At 62.2% G+C, this 14,792-nt stretch carries 16 protein-coding genes; 3 read left to right on the forward strand and 13 right to left on the reverse strand.

Annotated features, from left to right (window positions below; translation table 11 throughout):
- Positions 1–186: 186 nt before the first annotated feature.
- From JNK74_11335 to JNK74_11350, 4 genes are all read right to left on the reverse strand, one after another.
- Positions 187–561: a hypothetical protein gene (locus JNK74_11335; protein ID MBL7646771.1), complete on the reverse strand. Its 375-nt coding sequence runs from the start codon at positions 559–561 to the stop codon at positions 187–189.
- 56 nt (positions 562–617) lie between these two features.
- Positions 618–1,157 carry a hypothetical protein gene (locus JNK74_11340; GenBank protein MBL7646772.1) on the reverse strand — a complete coding sequence of 180 codons (540 nt, stop codon included), beginning with the start codon at positions 1,155–1,157 and terminating at the stop codon, positions 618–620.
- 167 nt (positions 1,158–1,324) lie between these two features.
- Positions 1,325–2,353, reverse strand: a complete 1,029-nt coding sequence (gene rlmN / locus JNK74_11345) for a 23S rRNA (adenine(2503)-C(2))-methyltransferase RlmN (protein ID MBL7646773.1) — start codon at positions 2,351–2,353, stop codon at positions 1,325–1,327.
- On the reverse strand, positions 2,350–3,204 hold the full coding sequence (locus JNK74_11350) for a hypothetical protein (protein MBL7646774.1): 855 nt from the start codon (positions 3,202–3,204) through the stop codon (positions 2,350–2,352). Before JNK74_11350 ends, rlmN begins: the two co-directional genes overlap by 4 nt.
- A gap of 298 nt (positions 3,205–3,502) precedes the next feature.
- On the opposite strand from JNK74_11350, the gene rpmB reads away from it, so the two are divergent.
- Positions 3,503–3,775 carry a 50S ribosomal protein L28 gene (rpmB, locus tag JNK74_11355; GenBank protein ID MBL7646775.1) on the forward strand — a complete coding sequence of 91 codons (273 nt, stop codon included), beginning with the start codon at positions 3,503–3,505 and terminating at the stop codon, positions 3,773–3,775.
- Between the two features lie 159 nt (positions 3,776–3,934).
- Here rpmB and JNK74_11360 read toward each other — a convergent pair whose 3' ends face one another.
- The 9 genes from JNK74_11360 to JNK74_11400 form a co-directional block, all read right to left on the reverse strand.
- Positions 3,935–6,667 carry a hypothetical protein gene (locus JNK74_11360; GenBank protein ID MBL7646776.1) on the reverse strand — a complete coding sequence of 911 codons (2,733 nt, stop codon included), beginning with the start codon at positions 6,665–6,667 and terminating at the stop codon, positions 3,935–3,937.
- A gap of 137 nt (positions 6,668–6,804) precedes the next feature.
- Positions 6,805–7,305 (reverse strand): hypothetical protein, encoded by a 501-nt coding sequence (locus JNK74_11365; protein ID MBL7646777.1) that lies wholly within the window; start codon positions 7,303–7,305, stop codon positions 6,805–6,807.
- Positions 7,295–8,347 carry a hypothetical protein gene (locus JNK74_11370; protein ID MBL7646778.1) on the reverse strand — a complete coding sequence of 351 codons (1,053 nt, stop codon included), beginning with the start codon at positions 8,345–8,347 and terminating at the stop codon, positions 7,295–7,297. The genes JNK74_11365 and JNK74_11370 overlap by 11 nt, the downstream gene beginning before the upstream one ends.
- Positions 8,322–9,788 carry a hypothetical protein gene (locus JNK74_11375; protein ID MBL7646779.1) on the reverse strand — a complete coding sequence of 489 codons (1,467 nt, stop codon included), beginning with the start codon at positions 9,786–9,788 and terminating at the stop codon, positions 8,322–8,324. The genes JNK74_11370 and JNK74_11375 overlap by 26 nt, the downstream gene beginning before the upstream one ends.
- Positions 9,775–10,752: a general secretion pathway protein GspK gene (locus JNK74_11380; GenBank protein ID MBL7646780.1), complete on the reverse strand. Its 978-nt coding sequence runs from the start codon at positions 10,750–10,752 to the stop codon at positions 9,775–9,777. Before JNK74_11380 ends, JNK74_11375 begins: the two co-directional genes overlap by 14 nt.
- Positions 10,749–11,486 (reverse strand): prepilin-type N-terminal cleavage/methylation domain-containing protein, encoded by a 738-nt coding sequence (locus tag JNK74_11385; GenBank protein ID MBL7646781.1) that lies wholly within the window; start codon positions 11,484–11,486, stop codon positions 10,749–10,751. The genes JNK74_11380 and JNK74_11385 overlap by 4 nt, the downstream gene beginning before the upstream one ends.
- Positions 11,483–11,947 (reverse strand): hypothetical protein, encoded by a 465-nt coding sequence (locus tag JNK74_11390; GenBank protein ID MBL7646782.1) that lies wholly within the window; start codon positions 11,945–11,947, stop codon positions 11,483–11,485. The genes JNK74_11385 and JNK74_11390 overlap by 4 nt, the downstream gene beginning before the upstream one ends.
- On the reverse strand, positions 11,944–12,456 hold the full coding sequence (locus JNK74_11395; GenBank protein MBL7646783.1) for a type II secretion system protein: 513 nt from the start codon (positions 12,454–12,456) through the stop codon (positions 11,944–11,946). The genes JNK74_11390 and JNK74_11395 overlap by 4 nt, the downstream gene beginning before the upstream one ends.
- A 2-nt stretch (positions 12,457–12,458) precedes the next feature.
- Positions 12,459–12,854 (reverse strand): type II secretion system protein GspG, encoded by a 396-nt coding sequence (locus tag JNK74_11400; protein MBL7646784.1) that lies wholly within the window; start codon positions 12,852–12,854, stop codon positions 12,459–12,461.
- A gap of 205 nt (positions 12,855–13,059) precedes the next feature.
- On the opposite strand from JNK74_11400, the gene JNK74_11405 reads away from it, so the two are divergent.
- The gene (locus JNK74_11405) at positions 13,060–13,446 is read left to right on the forward strand and encodes a diacylglycerol kinase (GenBank protein MBL7646785.1); all 387 of its coding nucleotides are present in this window, start codon (positions 13,060–13,062) and stop codon (positions 13,444–13,446) included.
- A 45-nt stretch (positions 13,447–13,491) separates the two neighbouring features.
- Positions 13,492–14,595: an alanine dehydrogenase gene (gene ald / locus JNK74_11410; GenBank protein MBL7646786.1), complete on the forward strand. Its 1,104-nt coding sequence runs from the start codon at positions 13,492–13,494 to the stop codon at positions 14,593–14,595.
- The last annotated feature ends 197 nt before the right edge of the window (positions 14,596–14,792 follow it).

The raw sequence follows: 14,792 nt of genomic DNA on the forward strand, positions 1-14,792 counted from the left end.
GAAGCTTCGCATTCAAAAGATCGACGAGACACGTCGAGGCACGCCGCGCGTTCGGGACCGTCCCGCGCTTTTGGAATCGGTGATGAGGCGGGAGGAATAGCGGCTACTTTAGGGTAGCCCATCTCTCAGGCAGGAATGCCTGAGTCCCATTGAATCCGCTTGACTGGACACCGTCCATCGGATAACTCATTCATACAAGCCCCCCTTCTCTGCGCCGACCCATCGGTGCTTTTCGACGCGATCAAATCGGTATGCGGCGCTTGACTCCGAAGAGTGGAACTCGAACAAATAGAAAGTCGCCGAATCCGTATTCACAATAATTCGGTATGGATTGGAAAAATCGACCGACTGAATCTGCTCCGGCGTAAACCCGATCAGGCTCTCCGCCCCCGCCACCTTCGCAGTAAGACCACATTCTGTCCTGTTCGCACATTCGATGGTGGCATTAACGGCGGTACGGATGTTGGCTCGCCAGCGGGCGCCAATCGCCATCACGCCGCCAACGATGCTTAAAAGCACTATGGCCAGCAGGATAAACACGCCTACCCATTTTGCATTCATTTGCGGCCGCTCCCAGTAATGTACTGCCTCGCCGGTTACACAGGCCGGAACGCGATTTAAGGCAACGCCTCGATACTGATCTTCTTAATCTCGCTCAAGTTGCCTGGCCCCAAGTCCGCATCATCAATTTTCAATGCTGAAAATTGGGGCGGTGCGCCCACATGGCTTCTTCCCAGAAAGTGTGCCGCACTCCACGGAAGCAGGCACATCGCGATCTTTTGCTCCTCGTCTTCTCGGAGTCTTGTGCAGGCCACGACCTGAATCATGCCGGTCGTTGTCTCGTTCTCCGACAACAGGCATGCCAGCCATTTTTCGCCCGGCGCCAGAATCTTCTCCGTTCGGCGGACCCAGCCACGCACTCGCCGCCCATATTCCTGGCGCGCACTATAGGTGCCAAAGGTAACGTCGTTGACGTGGCTGACGCTGAGAAAAAGCTCTGAATCCGATTGGTTTTCTATCTCCACATAGCACCTCACTGCGGCGACAGGAATGGATACGCCAAGCTGCAGTTCGATTCGGAAGAGCCAGAGCGCCACAAGCATCAACGCCGCAAGGAGAACGCTTATCTTTACGAAGGATCGACTCGGACGATACACGATACAGCCCTCCAGCTTCTGGAATTGTACACCCCAAAGGACCGAAAAGGGACCGTCCCGTGAAAGAAAAGTCCTATCGGCCCGTCGCCGACTGGAGCCACAATACGATTCCCGTTGGCTGCGCTTTCGCGGGGCGGAGGTCTGGCACTGGACCGTCCCCGTGCGTGCTACGCCGCCCCGTGGGTTCTTCTGAGTTGGCCGCAGGCGGCATCGATGTCCTGACCTTTTTCGCGGCGGACCGTGACGGTAAGTCCGCCGTGCTCCAGAATCTTCTGGAAGCGCAGGCAGGCGGCCATGGGCGAGGGTGTGTAGGGCAGTCCGGAGACAGGGTTCCAGGGAATGAGGTTGATGGAAACTTTGATCCCCATGCAGTATTCGAGGAGTTCGCGGGCGCATTCGGGGGTATCATTGACGCCATTAAGCATGGTCCATTCGAAGGTCAGTTGGCGCTCGGCGCGCTCGGTGTAGGTGCGCAGGGCCTGATGGAGCCGTTCCAAAGGGTATTTGCGGTTGAGGGGAACGAGGCGGGAACGGAGTTCGTTGTTGGCGGCATGGAGCGACACGCTGAGGCGGACCTGCCAGTCTTCGCCGGTGAAGCGCTCGATCTCTTTCACTTCGCCCGCGGTGGAGACGGTGATCTTGCGCGCGCCGATGCCCACGCCGTCTTCGTCCATGAGCAGTCGAATACTGGCGGTCACGTTGTCGTAGTTGCGCATGGGCTCGCCCATGCCCATGTAAACGATGTTGGGCGTGCGCTCTTCTATATTTTCGTCGCGGAGCATGTAGAGGACCTGCTCGGCGATCTCGCCGGGGCTGAGGTTGCGCGTGAAGCCGGCGAGGCCCGTGGCGCAGAAGTCGCACTTGAGGGCGCAGCCCACCTGCGACGACACGCAGATGGTGGCGCGCTTTCTATCGCGGATAAGCACGGACTCGATGGTCTCGCCGTCGTGGAGGCGGAAGAGGGCTTTTTTCGTGCCGGTCAATTTGGAGACCTGCATCTCCACGAGCTCCAACTGGGAGGCGACGGCTTCGGCCTCCAGTCGTTCGCGCAGTTCCTTGGAGAGGTTGGTCATGGCGGCAAAGTCGAAGACCCGCTTCTGGTGGATCCATTGAAAGAGCTGGCGTCCCTGGAAGGGTTTCAGGCCAAGGCGTTCCGCCAGTTCGGCCTTGCTAAGATCGCTGAGGGCCAGTTTCATTCCACACCTGCTTTCTGTTTCGTTCCATTGACTTCATTGAAACCCGCCGCCAGCAACTCCGCCCGCTTCGCGTCGATACTTTCCATCGCGGGTGGGGTCGCCTGATTCACTTTGACCGAGGGCGGGCTCATGTAGAAACTCATCTCGGCCTCGTAGGCCGGGAAGGTCACCGTGGACCGCGTCGGCAGGATGATCCCCCCCAGCCGCTGGTAGGCCTCGCAGGTTGTGCGGCCGATCAGGGACTCCTGGTCGTCGAAGAGCTGGCTTTCCATCACGCACCATCCTTCGGGCAATTGCGCGACGACCAGCCTGCGCTCCACCTTCCTGCGACGCCCCTCGCCGTGCACCGCCAGCACCGCCTGGGCTGTCCCGGAATCGTAGGACTCCAGAACGATGCGTTCAGGAGCGATGCCATCGAGGAGGCCGATAAGGAAGAGTTCACGGAAGATTTGGGACGGGGCGATATCCAGGGCGATGTCTTCGAAGTGGTCACCCTCCGCCCCATGGTAGAAGGTCTTTTCCGAGGGCAGTTCGAGAAGAAAACGTCCCCCTTCACAGTAGATCCGGACCACGGCCCCTTTTCGGCCCTGGGCGAAAAACTGCGCAGGCTCGACGAAGTGCAGGCGGCCCTGAGTGAAGCGCTGGATGCCGGCTTCGCCGGGCAGACGCATGCGAATTTCGCCATTGCTGGCCAGGTTGGCGAAATGGCGGTCCGGCGCCTGCAGATCTTTCAGGATGGATTCCAGCTGGGGCGCACCGGGCGGTAGCGCGGCCTGGGTGGCGCCCTGCCGGGTGTGAACACAGCCTGCAATCGGCAGAATTAGAATTAAAAGCAGTATAATGGAACGCATGCGCCGCTCTTTATCGTGTTGGAAATAGACAGGATGGGAAAGGCCGCGCGAGGTTTGAAATCCCCCGGGCCATATGGTATAGTGTGCCGGTTTGATGGGCGCAGTATACCACGCCCATTGGGGTAATCCCAACGCATTTACGAAAGTTGCAGGTCTGTGCAGGGTATGCCGTGTCCTGCACGGGCTCTTACGAGTATTGAAACCGCGCTGTGTGACGCAGTGCATGAACATCCGGGCTCAGCACAGCGCCTTCGAGGGCGAGACTGACCTGCGGAGCATGTTCAAGAAGGAGAAAACAATGGCACGAGTTTGTGAATACAGCGGAAAGCGCCCCCACACGGGCAACACGGTCGTCCGTCGCGGTAAGGCGAAGAAGGGCGGCGGTATCGGTCTTAACGTGACCGGCATCTCCAAGCGCCGCTGGAAGCCGAATCTTCAGACGATCCGCGTGGTCGATGAGAATGGCCGGGTACACAAGGTGAAGGTTTGCGCGCGCTACATCAAGGCCGGCAAGTTCACCAAGTATCCCCGTGGCAGCCGCAAGGCCGCTCTGGCCGCTTCCGGTTCCTGAACCGCGGAATCCGATACGTAGAAAACATTCAGCGCCCGGTACCTCTTCGGAGATACCGGGCGCGTTGCATTTGGTGGTAAGCCGATTCGCTCTTCTGGAATCTCCCGTGATATCACGTGTATTTCTATGGTGAAAAAAGGGGGGGATTCTCCACCCTTCCTATGGCGTTGCACCGACCAGGTTTGACTCCTTCGTTTCCTCCGGATAGCGGGGCACGAGGGGGATGAAGTTGTCATCGTCTTCCAGCTTTCGCTCCATTTCAAGGGCGAGTTCCCGGATTGCGGTGGTGATTTCGGCGGGCGCACGGGGATGGCGGCGCAGTACCACCGTGACATCCGCAGGGGCCTCTGCGAAGAGGGTGCGCAGGTCTTCCACGGTTGCCCGTTCTCCTTCGACCCGCATGTCGCCACTCTGACCGACGGCGATGATCAATTCATTTTCCTTTTTAGAAACGGTGTCCGCGATCCGGCCCCAGAGGTCTTTCTGGTTGTGGCGGTGCTCTTCGGCGATGGACTCTTCGACCGAGGCCAGGATAGACGCCTGGGGATCGGTAAACTCGTCCACGATGGTGGGGGTGATAAAGATGAGCAGCGAACTCTTCTCGGATTTCTTGTTGGGATAGCGGAAAATGCGCCCGATGCCCGGGAGGTCACCCAGGATGGGCGTGCGGGTCTCGGTTTTTCCCGAGCGATCGCGGCGGAGGCCACCAAGCACCACGGTGTCGCCCGACTGAATGCGCAACTGGGTCTCGGCCTTGCGCAGGGTCTTCTGCGGCACGGTGGACTCCTGATCGTTCGCCAGCACGCGCACTTCGACAAAGGTGCTGTCCTCCGCGCTGATATCGAGGAGGATATTGTCCTTCGTGGTAATGCGCGGCAGCACCCGGAGTATGGTGCCCACATCGATAAACTCGACGCGGTTCGTGTTGTTCGTGTTCCCGAAATTGTTCAGGGAGTTGCTGCTGAAGAATGTCGTGGCGGAGACGAAGGGCACTTCGGTCTTGTTTTCGAAGGAGGCTTCTTCGCCGTCCTGCACGGCGACTCGGGGCGACGAAAGTACGGTCGCCTTGTTCTGCTTATCGAGATATTCAAGCGTGACGGCGAGGTTGTTGCCCGCCACCCGATCGATGACGTTCTCCCCTTCCGTATTGGTCACAATCGGCCGCACAATCTGGCCGTTGTCGTCAAGCTCCAGCGCGCCATAGAGCGGCACGGTGTAAGGCAATTGGCCGATATTCAGGTTGCCCCCTTCGGGATTGAAGCCGTCGCCGCCATCGTAGAAGATGGGCGACTGACCATTCGAGCCGAAGTAGGACCAGTTGATATTGAACTCGCGCTCCACATCGCTGCCCACTTCCACGATAAAGGCCTCGATCTGCACTTGCTTACGCTGCACGTCCCACGCGGTGATAAGCTTGTCGATCTCGTCCAGACGCGAAGGTATACCGGTAACGGTGATCTGGTGCACGTCTTCCTGCACCACAATCTCCCCCATTTCCGCCGGGATCTTAGATTCGATCTGCTCCGCGAGGAACTCCAGATCGGCATAGTCGATGACCCAGGTACGCGTATCGAGGGCCTGATCCAGCGTCTTAAGCGTTTCCGCGATCTTCTCCAGACGCCCCGGAAGATCGCTCACGATAATCGCGTTGTAACGGGGGTCCACCTGGATGACGCCCCGATCGGAAACCATCACTTCGAGATAATCCAGCATATCGTCCGCATGAACATGGTTCATATAGAAGGTCTTCGACGCCACAGGCACATCCAGTGATTCGAGCGCTCCGTCCATGCGCTCCAGGACGTTGGACTGATCCCAGACGATGATCGTGTTGGTACGGCTGTCGGGGAGCAGGCTGCCGGCCGGGCTGAGCATGGATGTGAAGGCCGCCTCCAGATCGGCGAATTCGGCGAAGGAAACCTTATATTCACGCTTCTGCAGGGGCACGTCCAGCTCGGCCACCGCCTTTTCCATCAGCGCCAGGTTGTCCGGGGTGTCCCACACGTAGATGTGACGCGTCCGCGCATCCGCCACGAGCCTTCCCGCGCTTGAAAGCATCGCCGCCAACAGGGGCTCGATGGTGGCGTTCTCCGCGTGCTCGAGGACGAACTTGTGTTCTTCGACCTTGCCGAACTGCTTGCGCTGCCACTCTTCCACGGACATGATGTAGAGATACTTCGATTCAGGATCGTACTCGTAGTAAATATCGTGGAACTTAAGGATTTCCATGGCCTGCTGCGGCGTCGCTTCGGTGATCCAGAACTCGAGGGTCTTCTCCCGGACTTCTTCCGAAATCAGGATGTTCCAGAGCGTGGCGACTCGGATGTCCTCCATGAATTCGGGAACCGTCTTGGGGCCCATCAGGTCCAGCAGAACTTCGCCGCCCTCGGGCAGTGGCCCGTACTCGACTTCGCGTTCCAGGATGGGTTCGAAGGCGGTGGCGGGTTCGGCCGGGTTGCCTGCGGGGACCTTCGGCCTCGAAAGCTCCTCGGGGGCAACCCCACTGGCCGGCGTGGCGCTCGGGCCGCCGCTCACGATCCCCCGCGGCGCGGCTTTCTCGGCTTGGGCTCGTCCGGTGACCACCCGTTTTCCTGGCGCGGGCTGGACCTCCGTCTCGCTCTCGCGGGTGTGGCGAATTGCAGGCGTCTTTCCGTCCTGCTGCGCGTCCCTGGTGGAGTTCTTATCCCGTGTCGAGCCGAAGCGGCCCCCATCGTTGCCGAACCGCGAGGTTGATTCGTCATCCGGACGAGTGGCGCCTGTCTCCACCAGATTCTCATCCAGGGGGATGCCCGGACGCGGGCGGGGCGATGTGGGGGATTGTTCCTGGGCCGAAATCCCGCCGACGCAAGACAACGCGCCAACAAGCACCCACATCGCGATTCGAATGCGCATCACACTCATAGGGATTCCACAACCAAAGAGCCACTCTCCCGACGGTCGATTCCGGCTCGCTCCAACCACCCGATTCGATTCGGGATTCTAACACACATGGGCACAGGGGCCGGAACACAAATATCCGACCCGCGCAATCAGGGGCGCGGCAGGGCGATGGACAACTTCTTACCGCCCGCTTTCCAATCATACGTGAAGATCGCCTCGTCCCGCGTGAAGGATTCCAGCGTGCACCCGTTGATCGCCGCGCCAATCGCCATCCACTGGCCATCGGGCGCTTCGGGCGTATGAACGCGAATCTTGTTTGTCCCGATCTGGCCCCGCCCTATTGACACCTCCTTCAATCGTTCCGCTAGATTCGGCGCTTTGGGCCCCGCGGGGGCCTCGGGCGCTTTCTGCGGCTCGGCGGGCGCGGCAATCAGTTCCCGCCAGAGCGACGCGCGCCGGGCGATGCGGTTCTGCAGTGCGGCGAAGTCCTGGCCTTCGCCCCCGCTCCCGAGTCCCGCTGGGGCCTGGGCCAGCTCCCGCGCGAGATCGGCGCGAATTTCGTCCATGGGGTTCGCGAAAGACTGAAAGAGTATTCGCAGCACGATGAGCGCGCACAGGGCGAGGGTCACGCGGGTCAGCTTAGCGACCATGGTCACCCCCTGACGCGGGCGTCACCCGCATGCGCCGGATTCGCAGGACGCCTTCGGGCCGGGTCCAGGTGAGCACGGGAAGCGACACCGCCGCACGCCCGCCCGAAGCGGCCGGCAAGGCAAGCTGGAAACGATAGCGATAGAAATGTCCGTCGTCCTTCAGCGCCGTTTCGCCCGTGCCGGGCAGGGGCCCGCCATCGACCGCCACGCCGAGTTGCCCCGCCGACGTTGAGGCGAGATCGAGCGCCACGTCGATACGACCGGGCGCGGGAAGCGTCTGCGGCAGGGTGGCCTTCCCCCCACCGCTTCCGCCCGTCAACACGAGCACGGTTTCCGCGCCCGGGTGCTCCTCAAGTTGCGCGGTGCATCCGTCACAACGCCATTCGTCGGGCTTGAGTACCACATCCGTCGCACCGAGGCCCCCCGGATCGTCCACCACCGTTCGGGTGATGACCAAATCGGAGGCGAATACGCTGCGCCCCGGATCTCGGCGCAGGTCGATACGGTCAATCCGCAGGGATTGGGGGCTCTCCAGCAGGCGCTCCAGATAGGCGGTCAGGTCCTGAACGGGCACCGGCGGAATGGAGAACTCAATCTGATACTCCCGATAGCCTTCGCCCCCGTCGATCAAGCGCCCGGCGCCCAACTCGGGCACCTCCACGAGAAAGCCGCTTTCGTTGTTCGTGCTCGCGGGGATCCCCGCGGCATCGAGCGCCGGAGGTTCCAGATTGCTCAGCCGATAAATCTCCTGGCGCAGCCGGTCCCGGATCTCCGACGCTGTCCAGGCGCTGGAATGCTGGTTGGCCACCTGCGCGAAACGCGCCTCAACCCGCCCTCGAATCGCTTGCTGGTGGGAAGCATTGAGGATCTCATTGCTCAATTGGCCTATTTCGCGATCCAGACGGTCCAGCAGCCCGGCGGCGGCTTTCCACGCCAGCGCACCGCTCAGGACGCACCCAAGAGCGGCCACCGCCACGGCCAGGCGGCGCTCGCGCGGGGTGCGCCGCGACCACGCATCAACGAGCCGGTGAAGAAACGTCACGGGACGGCTCCTCGGAAAGCGCCGGTATGGCGATATGGTAATTCACAATCTGCTGGCCCCGTTCCTCGCCCGCCGTCTCGTACTGGCTGTGGGCCTGGGCCAGTTGAGCCAGGCTGCCCTCGCCCATCTGTCTCAAGCGACCGAGGAAATCGCCGAGCACCAGGTCTTTCGTGCGCGCGCGGCCCCAGACGTTCATGCCGGTCTCCCGGTCATACTCCACCCGCGTGATGTTAAGTCCCTCTTCCGGAGCCGCCTCGGCCACGGCGGCCAGCAGGGCCAGAAAGTTCCCGCCCTGCTCCAGTTGCCGCGCGATGGCCTGAAGCCCACGCTGCCTCGCCGCTGTATCCTCCTCACCGGGCGAAAGGGATTCCAACTGTGCGCGAAGCTCATGGATGAGCGCCAGACGCTGGTAAACCGACTGGCCGAAGGCCGCCAGCGCCAGGCCCAGCACCACGCACGCGAGGACCGCAACGCGGCGCACTCCCGCCTGGACCTCGCGCACGGATCGCGACTGCGCGATGGCGGGCGGGAGAAAATCGAAAGACAGGGAGGCCCGACCCCACGCACACAACGCCGCGCCGCAAGCAATGACGGCGTCTTCCGGCCCCCCCGCCTGATTCGGGCGATTTCCTGGGAATACCGCAAGGAACTGCGCGGGACGACAGGACTTTCCGGTGACCGGACTCAATGTGGTGGCCAGCGCATCACCGTCGAGTCCGTCTCCCACCACGTAGAGCTGATCGAGGGCCTCGCCTGTGTCGGACTCGCGGCGCCAGGCCGCCAGGGCGTCGCGAATCTCGTAGCCCAGCGCATCACGGTCGCCGGCCTCGTCCAGGTTCCAGGGGCCGTGGTGGGCCACACCCCGGCTGAAGGCCAGAAGGCCATGGTGGATGACGAGCACCTCCAGGGCGTCCGGGGAGACGCAGGCGAGCGCATAGGAACCGGCGGGCGCATCGGGCGAGGCGCATGCCGCGGCGTGGAGGCAGGCGGTACTGAGAAATATGTGTCGTGGCTCCAGGCCGGCCGCGCCAAGCCGTTCCACATGCTGCTCGATGACGTCCCGATGGACCAGCGCCACCAGCACCCGCGACTCCCCGGTGTCGATCGCGCCCAGGATGCGATGCCGCACCACAAGCTGCTCTCGGGGATAGGGGGCGAGTTCTTCCGAGGCCAGGGAAACCATGGAGGCAATTTCGGCGGGATCGCGCGACGGCAGCGTAAGAATTCTGAGGGTGGCCTGATGGCGCGGGATGATTGTGACGAAGTCCCGATTGGGCAACTCCGAATCGCCGGCAAAGGCGACCAGGGCCGCCTTGTCCCGAATTTCGGAGGCGCAAGACCGCTCAAGGCGGGGCAGGCCCTCATCCGCCGCGAAACGCGCGTGCCGCGCGGCGTGCTCTTCGAGTTGAAGAACGCTGATGGTTGACTCACTGCGCGCCAAGGGGTTCCTCCGTCCAGGAAATAAGCGTTGCGACACCGGATTCACCGGTGACGTGAACCACCGCGGCACAGGCCGACCGGATCCTGCCCCCGCGCCGGGTCGCCACCCCTTCGATCTTAAAGTAGGATGAATCGAACTTGCAAAGTTGCTTGAGGGACTGGAGGGCCCCTCCTTGAATACCCGTCTCGGTGGCAAAGGAATCCCAGTCACTCCAGCCCCGATCATCCGCCGTCCCCGCCTGGCCATCGGTCCCGTTGCGCACCGCCACGAGCGCCTCCACGGCCTTCTCGTCGACATCCGGCAATACGCGGAGCACGTCACGAGACGCCGTGTTCACGTTGACCCGGCCATCGCCAAAGGTCGTTATCAGGTCCCGCAGTGCCCCGTCGCGCCCGCCGCCGAGCCAGTCCTCGTCGCTGATGCCGCGTAAGCCCCTGAGCTCCGCGATATCCTGGAAAGACACGCGACCGGCCCCGGATGGCGCCCCGGCGTCATCCGCGCCACTGCGGCGAAATTGTATCTGGCGGGCCACGGGTCGGCTGATGCCCGGCAGTTTTTCCAACACGGCCTCCGGGGCGGTGTTGATGTTCACGAAACGCTCGAGATCTTTAATCGTGTAGCCCACGGAATCTTCGCGAAAAGTCTCCCCGGCCTCCAGCAGCCCATCCTCACCGTAGAGTTCGCCGCCCCGCGCCCAGGGCTGCCCCAGCGACACCAGGGGGGCCCCTTCGGGCATGCCGGGGCGGGCGGCCAGTTGATCAAGCAGAGATTTGTTTCGCAAATCCAGAATACCCCGCTCCACCGCGCCGCGGGCCGCCAGCATCGCCTGGCTCGAATCCAGGCTGTAGCGCGATGCCTGGACTTCGAGCCGCGCCCTATGGTGATAGGAAAGGGTAATCACCGTCAGGAGCGCCACAACCCAGAGCACGCTGACGAGCACGAATCCTTCGCGCGCGCGATTCATTGCCCGCTCTCCATCATGCGGGCCAGCTCCCAGGCATCCCGCTGGCGGTTCAAACCCCGGGTGGGATAGCGCGCGGAAACGTCCACCGGGGACCGGGACGGTTCACTTCCCGCCAAGGTCAGATTCACCTCCAGCGCCTGCGGCAGCCCCCAGCCGGACCGATGATAATTCAGTGAAACGGGAACCACGGCCTCCGGCTTGCTCCGCCAGTAGGCGCCCTCCGGACGCTGAATCCAAAGGTACTTCATCTGAAACTTCGTCACCCCCGTCGCCAGGACGAAAGCGGCCTCTTCCCCGACTTGGACTCGACTCGCGATCGGCGCGCCGGCGCCGGCGGCGTTGACGGTGGAGGGCAGCATGCCGTCCACCTCGGCTTCGGCCCGAGTTACGGTGCCTTGCTCCGCGTCAAAGCGATAGCGGACCCGCATCAGACGACGTCCCTCGCCCGCTTCCACATCCATGGGAGGCGCTACGACATACAAAGTTAATTCGTCCTTCTCCCCCGCGAACAGGTAGCTCCCGCCCGCGTGCAGATTGCCATAGTCCCGCTCCAGAAGGGCAAGCAGGCTGCGGGCGCGCCGGTGGAGTCCCTCGTCGCTGTCTTCCGAGCGCCACGTGGAGATCACCGAAAAGAACAGCGTGTACACCGCCGTCATCACGATGGAAAGCAGCATGGAAGCGACGAGTACTTCCGTCAGGGTGAAGCCCGACCTGGATTGGCGCGTGATCCTCATGGCGGGGACGCCTGCGGATCAATCCAAATCCGATCCGGGCCCAGGAGGGTTTCTCCAATGGCGGAAAATGGTTCGCCACCCCGATTCCAGTGCACCTCGATGCGCAGTCTGCCCATGTGAGTCAGCAGTCCCGAGCTCAGAGCGGTCCGCTGCGCTGGCGCCAGGCCGGGAGGGAGTTCCGGTATTGGAACGTCTACTTTCTCCAGAGACCATCGATAGGAAAAGCGATCATGGGGTGTTGGAAAGGCGCCGACGTGCTCTTCCCCAACGGCAATCCGCGGTTGGAGCGACTGATCCGCCGCGATGCGCTCCAGAAGAAACTGGGCCGTCGTGTAGTCCTGGGCCAGGCCCCGGGCCAGCACCGCCGTATGCACGGCGCGCTGCACGGTCAGCGCCGTGATGCTCAACACCGCCATCGCGGTAACCGCTTCCACCAGGATATAGCCCCGGGTGCGTCTCACGTGCCCACCTCCACCCCGCCGAGGCTACCGGTTGTGGCGATGCTAATGTCCGCTTCGCCCCGCCCGTCCCGCTTCAGCGTGAGCTGGGCCCGATCACAGGCGCCATTGGGGAAACAGGCGATGAAATGGACATCGCGCTTTCTATCTTCCCGCGCGCGCACCCGCGCCAATTCGATCGATTCGGGGAACTGGCGGACGCCGGACTGGGCCCCATCGACCAACGGCTCGAACCGCTTGTCCTCACCGAAGCCCGAGACCCAGCCCTCGACCCAGTACGTGCCTTCGTCCTCATCCAGGCAGAGTCGGATCTCCCGGGATTCCCGGACCGCCAACTCCTGGGCAAAGAGGAGCACGGCCACGAAGTCTCCCCGGGCGGTCCGGGCTTTCATTGCGCTGATGGACTTGCCGTAGACGGGAACGACAACCGCCGTGAGAATCGCGAGCGCGGTCATCACCACGATCATCTCAATGAACGTGAAGCCGCCCTGCCTGGCGTTCGGCGAGCCCATGGTCACTCCGTCGCGGAAGTGCTGGTCACGTCATCTTCGTTGCCCGAAACGCCGTCGGGACCCGATGACCATATCGAAAAGTCCGCCAGCTTGGCGCTGGTGGCCGGCTTGTAATTGTAGGGATTGCCCCAGGGATCCGGTCGAAACTCTTTCAGATAGTTCCGATCGGCTCCGCCACTGACCATCAACCCCTCCAAGGTGGCCGGGTAGGTGTCGTTGTGATCCAGGGCGTAAAGACTCACGGCGGTCGAATAATTGGCGATGTCGCCCTTGGCCGCACGGACCTGGGACTCCTGGACGCGCCCGCCAAAGGTGACCACGACCATGCCCGCCAGTATGCCGATGATAACGGTCACCAGAATGAGTTCGATCAACGTAAAACCACTGTTTTGCTGCATGAACCTCTTCCCTCTCCGACCGGGCGTCGCCCTGTAATGGAGGCGAACAACGCCTGAATCGTCATTATAGTATACGCACGCCCCGGTGAAAAAGGAGACAACGCGCGAAGCCCGGGCGGGCGGAGAAATTTCCCGGTCAACTTGACCCGCGAATGCGGGTCGCGCAGAATCTACTGGAACGCAATTACGCGATGTGAGGCCTCCTATGCGAAACAAGTTTCTGGGCACGGGCGAACACGGCTATAGCCCCATCCGAAAGTTACGGGTCTGCGTGTCCGGCCTGCGCTATGCCGTATTTTACGACTTCAGCGTCGCCTGGAAACTCGGCCTCTCCCTGGCCGTCCTCGGCCTCTTCGGCTACCTGTATCAGTGGGTCGATTTCCTCATCGTCTTCGTGGCCACGGCCCTGATGCTCATCGCCGAAATGTTCAACACGACCACGGAGGCCCTCTGCGACTTCATCGAGCCACGGGAGGACAAACGCATCGGCGCCATCAAGGATATCGCGGCGGCGGCGGCGGGAATCAGTATCGTCGTCTGGGTCATCGTCCTGGCCGCCGAACTGGTCCAGTTTTTTCAAAGCGCGGGCTAGCAGGCCGCGAAGGAAAACAATCACGAGACGAAAGGCAGCACACCCATGATCATCGGTGTTCCAAGGGAGATAAAATCCAACGAAAATCGTGTGGCCCTGGTCCCCTCCGGCGTGGCCGCTTTCGTGCAGCACGGACACACGGTACTGGTGGAGCACGGAGCGGGACGGGGCAGCGGCATCGACGATGGGGCCTATCGAAAGGCTGGGGCACGCCTTGTGAGGAGTGCGGCCGCCATCTGGGCGCGCGCGGATATGATCGTCAAGGTGAAAGAGCCCCTCGGCCCCGAACTCGACTGGATGCGCGCGGGTCAAATCATTTACACCTATCTCCACCTCGCATCGAACGAAGCCCTCACCCGCGCCCTGCTGAAGAAGAAGGTCACGGCGATTGGGTATGAGACCATTCAACTGGAAGACGGCTCTCTCCCACTCCTGATCCCCATGAGCGAAGTGGCCGGGCGACTTTCCGTGCAAAAAGGCGCCCATTGCCTTGAAGCGGGCTCCGGCGGCCAGGGCATGCTCCTCAGCGGCGTTTCCGGGGTGCGCCCCGCCAGTGTGGTTATCCTGGGCGCGGGCATCGCCGGGTGCAACGCCTGCCAGGTGGCGGTGGGCATGGGGGCTCAGGTGTCTATCCTCGACATCAATCCCGCGCGCCTCCGCTACATCCACGACATCATGGGCGGGCACGTCACCACCGTCATGGCCAATACGGCCAACATCGCCGAGGAGGTGGTGCAGGCCGATCTCGTCATCACGGCGGCCCTCCGCCCTGGGGCGCTCGCGCCGAAGCTCATCAGCAAGAAACTCATCCGCGAGATGCGCCCCGGCTCCGCGATTGTGGACATCGCCATCGACCAGGGCGGCTGCTGCGAAACCTCCCGCCCCACCACGCACCAGGACCCCACGTTTATCGTCCACGACGTGGTCCATTACTGCGTTGCCAACATGCCCGGGGCAGTACCGAAGACGGCGACTTACGCCCTGACCAACGCGACGCTGAACTACGGTCTCGTGCTCGCCGACCAGGGCGTTGAAAAGGCCATCGCAAAGGATCCGGCCCTCGCGCTTGGTTTGAATACCTGTGACGGGAAGGTGACGCATCCCGCAGTGGCGGCGACTTTTGGGATGGAATGCCACGGAAATCAGTAACCACCGGTAGAACCGGTGGTATGAGGAAGGCCCCTGAAAGGGGCCGCGGTGGATTGAATGTAAGGTCACGTTGATTTTAGTCCCGCAGGGACGGCATATCGTAGCCCAGGGGCGAGCGAAGCGAGTCCTGGGATAGGGAACGAGGATTGACTAATCCCGCAAGGGGTGACATAGGAGATACTGCAAACGCGATCCAG

The organism is Candidatus Hydrogenedentota bacterium, assembly GCA_016791475.1.
Classification (GTDB): Bacteria; Hydrogenedentota; Hydrogenedentia; order Hydrogenedentales; family JAEUWI01; genus JAEUWI01.